The 3640-nt window shown below is 62.0% G+C and carries 4 protein-coding genes; 1 reads left to right on the plus strand and 3 read right to left on the minus strand.

Features of this window, described 5'->3' with window-relative positions; all coding sequences use genetic code 11:
• The coding region (locus VEI45_RS03810) for a hypothetical protein (protein WP_324850283.1) at positions 1–842 on the minus strand (842 nt) is incomplete at its 3' end.
• Positions 843–1028: 186 nt separating this feature from the next.
• Here VEI45_RS03810 and VEI45_RS03815 point away from each other — a divergent pair.
• The gene (locus VEI45_RS03815; protein WP_324850285.1) at positions 1029–1634 is read left to right on the plus strand and encodes a TetR/AcrR family transcriptional regulator; all 606 of its coding nucleotides are present in this window, start codon (positions 1029–1031) and stop codon (positions 1632–1634) included.
• A 9-nt stretch (positions 1635–1643) separates the two neighbouring features.
• Here the strand turns inward: VEI45_RS03815 and VEI45_RS03820 are convergent, their stop codons facing one another.
• Positions 1644–2426 (minus strand): SDR family oxidoreductase, encoded by a 783-nt coding sequence (locus tag VEI45_RS03820; RefSeq protein WP_324850287.1) that lies wholly within the window; start codon positions 2424–2426, stop codon positions 1644–1646.
• Between the two features lie 17 nt (positions 2427–2443).
• A complete protein-coding gene (locus tag VEI45_RS03825; RefSeq protein ID WP_324850289.1) occupies positions 2444–3520 on the minus strand; it encodes a hypothetical protein in 1077 nt (358 codons plus the stop codon).
• Positions 3521–3640 lie beyond the last annotated feature (120 nt).

Genomic DNA, 3640 nt, shown 5'->3' on the forward strand with positions numbered 1-3640 from the left:
GCGGCGGCTTTGTGGTTCTCTTCGCCGCGGGTGTAGGTCCACACGCAGAAGGGTTCGCCCTTGGCAAACTTGAAATCCTTTGGTGGCAAATTGATGTCGAGTTTGCAGCCGGGGAAGAACGGCGCGGAGATGCGCTGCTCGAAGGTGCAGTTCATCCAGGCACGCGCCGGCGGGTAGAGACCTTCGTCGGTGTACTTCTGCAGAACCTCGCAGCGGCGCATATTGAGCACCACGTGATCGGGGTTGTGCACGATGTACTCACCGCCGTACCCCAAGGTGCCGTCAATACTCAGACACGCCAGCTTGAGAAAATCCACGACGTGCACGGGCTCGATCTTGAAGAGTTTGGCCAGTTTCGGGTACTGGTAGTCGATGATGAGCTGATACATATCGGGCAGCCCAAGCCAGACTTCTTCCTCGGGGATGATCTTGGTCCACTGATCGATAAAGAAGTTATGCCCTTTGAGGTACTGGTCCCAATAGGTCTTGATCAGCCGGATCAATGCTGGCTTAGTCAGATCGTCGGTCTGCACGTCGAACGGGATCGCTTGGTATTGGGGGTTCTTCCAGTCCCAGCCAGGCGGTGCGATGTAGCGCCCCATGGGCATGACTTGACGCAAGACCGCCCGCGACATCTCGGCGGCGACGTCCATGGCGACATTGATGCCGACCTTCTCCGCATAGATCTTGGCGTGCGCGTGGGGCATGAAGTTCAACGTGTCTTCGAACACGCGGGCCAGGCCCACGAGAAAATTGCGGGAAAAGTCCTGGACGTTGCCGACCTTGCCCATGAAGTCATGGGTGTAGTCGTCATAGTTCAGTTCCTCGGCTTCGGTGCTCATTGAGAATCCTCCTGGTCGTGACGCCCGTTTGTCAGGTTCAGACACAGGTGGCAGAATCTGACATGTTGAACGGTAGTCATGGAGCGACATTGGTCCCTGCCTTGATCCCGCTCAGCGGGATGCCGTTAGCGCTGTAAAACCCCTGTGACCACGGTCGCGCGATTATGGAGCCGCCAGGTGAGTGTGATGAGTAGGCCGGCGACGCTGACGGAGTGGCGCGCCGAGGAACTTCGGATGTACATCGCATCGACCGCCCGCGACATCTTTCTCGCCGACGGGTCAACTTCGGCGACGGTCGAGCGCATCTGCGACGCGGTGGGCATCGCGCCGCGGACGTTTCACCGCCATTTTCGGGTCAAAGAAGATGTCGTCATGCCGTTGTTTCGCCAGTTCGGCAGACTGAGCATCGAGGTTCTCGTCAACGCGCCACCGGACTGCGACGCCGTGGAGGTTCTGGTTGAGGCGTTTGGCACCGAGGTTCCCAACCGGGGACGGATCGAGATTGACCGCACGTTCATGGCGCTGATGATCGGCGATCCCCAATATCGACTACGGTGGCTGGACTGGGGACAAGACCTTGTCGGTCCCATCACCGAGTTTCTCGCCGCCCGCTTCGACCTAGGCGATGACCCGTTCACCCGAGAGCTGCCTGCGCAGTTGGTGATTCAGGCCTGTCGGCACGCCTACGTTCACTGGGTCCAGCACGGCGACTTCGCCAGTCTGCAATCCGCGTTGCGGCTCGGCATGCAGATGATCGTCCAAACTTTGCCCGTCCGCGCGCCGCAATCGTGACCCCGGTGGTCAGGCGTGTGCGCCGCCGTCGACGCGAATCTCGGTGCCGGTGATGAAAGCACCGTCGTCGGAGGCCACCAAGGCGATTACGGCAGCCACCGCGCTCGGATCGCCCAGCACGTCGTTGGCCGCACCGTGCAGCAGCGGTGTCTGCTTGGCCCACAATCCCAGGTCGTAGTCCGCCGGCATCTTGTCCAGGGTGCTCAGCGCCAGTGCGGTGGCCACTCCGCCGGGCTGGATATTCACAGCGCGCAGACCCTGTTTAGCGTATTCGAGCGCCAAGGAGTGCGTGAACGACAGCACTCCACCCTTGCTGGCGGCATAGGCAGCCATGTAAGGATGCGCGAATGACGCGGCGGTGGACGTGAAGTTGATCACCACCCCCCGACCGGAATCCAACAATGCCGGCAGCGCTTGCCGGGTCATCAGAAACGTGCCGGTCAGGTTGACCGCCAGCGTGGTGTTCCAGTCGGCGAGCGTGTGCTCGTGGGTGTGGGCGCAGCGCTGAATCGCGGCGGCGTTGACCAACACTTCGAGGCCGCCGAGCTCGGCGATTGCAGCATCGACGGCGGCCGCCACGGCATCCTCCGAGGACACGTCGAGGACCGCTGTGGTCAGCCGCTTACCGGTGCCGACGTCGTCGGCGGCCGAAGCGGTCTCCGCCAAGCCGTCCGCCGAGACGTCGTAGCCGACGACGGTGGCACCCTCGTCGAGCAGCCGGGCCACCGTAGCCCGTCCGATGCCGGAGCCTGCGCCGGTCACGATGACGCGTCGATCGGCGAATCGATCCATTGCGCAATCCCTTTCGGTCACGCCGGCTGGAACGCGCTGAGCGGCGCTTCCTCGGGGTAGATGGCGGGCCCACCCAGGTCGTAGGCGGCGTTGAGTGCGCCGATGAACGCCGGATCGTGCAGCGGGTCGCTGGGCATGTCGAGCTTGATGCCCTTGGTGTTGACGTCGTCGACCATCATGCCGATGGCCCGCTCGATGGTTAGGTCGTCGGTGCCGTCCATGTTTTTCTTCAGCTCATCGAAATCGGAGAACACCTCGGCCGACCAGTGCACCAGGAAACGTAGTTCGTCGGTGTGGTGGCGGGCGATCACCTGGTCGCCGTTCTTGAGCAGCCAGTGGTCGCGGTGGTCGGGATCGCCGGTGAACACCGTGTCGAACGCCAAATCAGGTGGAACTTGTTGGTTGAGTGGCCCGTTCGCCTCGCCGCGGTGCACCATCATTTCGTTCTGCACCACGACGCCGCGGTTGTTGATCGGCGGCAGAACCCGCTTGGGTGCATGCAGCGGCCCCTCGGGCCAATATGTGAAACCGCTACCGGTGTCGAGTGAGAACCAGGTGATCACCTGCGCCATCTTGATCAGGTAGTCGCGGAACAGACCCGACTTACCCATCACGCTGCACAGCCATGTCGGCGCATTCTCGTATCGCACGCCGCGGAAGCTCGGCGAATCCAGATGCCCCGGATCGCGATTCGCGCATGGCCCGTTGATGTTGAACAGCATCAGCTGCGGCTTGGCGTACTCGGCGTTCCAGTAGCTTTTGGCCATCTCGAGGAACCGCTCGTTGTAGAAGCAGTCGTGCAGTTGCGGGTAGAGCACCGCGCCATAGTTGGCCAGGTAGCCGCGGAAGGTCGGGGTGAGGAACAGATCCAACGACGGGGTGAACCCCTCGGGAAATGGACCACTCATGGTCGCGATCAATTCGTCGGCGGACGCAAAGTGCTGGGCGATAATCAGCTTCCACGGGCCCTCGGTGCGCACGATGTCAAGCAGACGCTCGCGTTGATCATCGGTGTAGACATTCTCGATCTCGCGAGGCGGTGCGGCCGGCCGCAACACATCGGAAAGCTCCATCCGCCGCTCGTCGGTGAGCATCAGGCTTTCTCCTTCTGCCAATTCCGCTTTGGCGTGATTCTGCGCAGCGTCACCTGGCCGTGGCTGCGTCATGTCCGGTCATTGGGACGTCAATCCCGAGCGGATTGGCGAACTTCGCCT

This window comes from Mycobacterium sp., assembly GCF_035623875.1.
GTDB lineage: Bacteria > Actinomycetota > Actinomycetes > Mycobacteriales > Mycobacteriaceae > Mycobacterium.

Bases quoted from the DNA above. Each gene is read 5' to 3' on its own strand.
- VEI45_RS03825 (WP_324850289.1), bottom strand. From the start codon at position 3,520: ATGCTCACCGACGAGCGGCGGATGGAGCTTTCCGATGTGTTGCGGCCG.
- VEI45_RS03815 (WP_324850285.1), top strand. From the start codon at position 1,029: ATGAGTAGGCCGGCGACGCTGACGGAGTGGCGCGCCGAGGAACTTCGG.
- VEI45_RS03820 (WP_324850287.1), bottom strand. From the start codon at position 2,426: ATGGATCGATTCGCCGATCGACGCGTCATCGTGACCGGCGCAGGCTCC.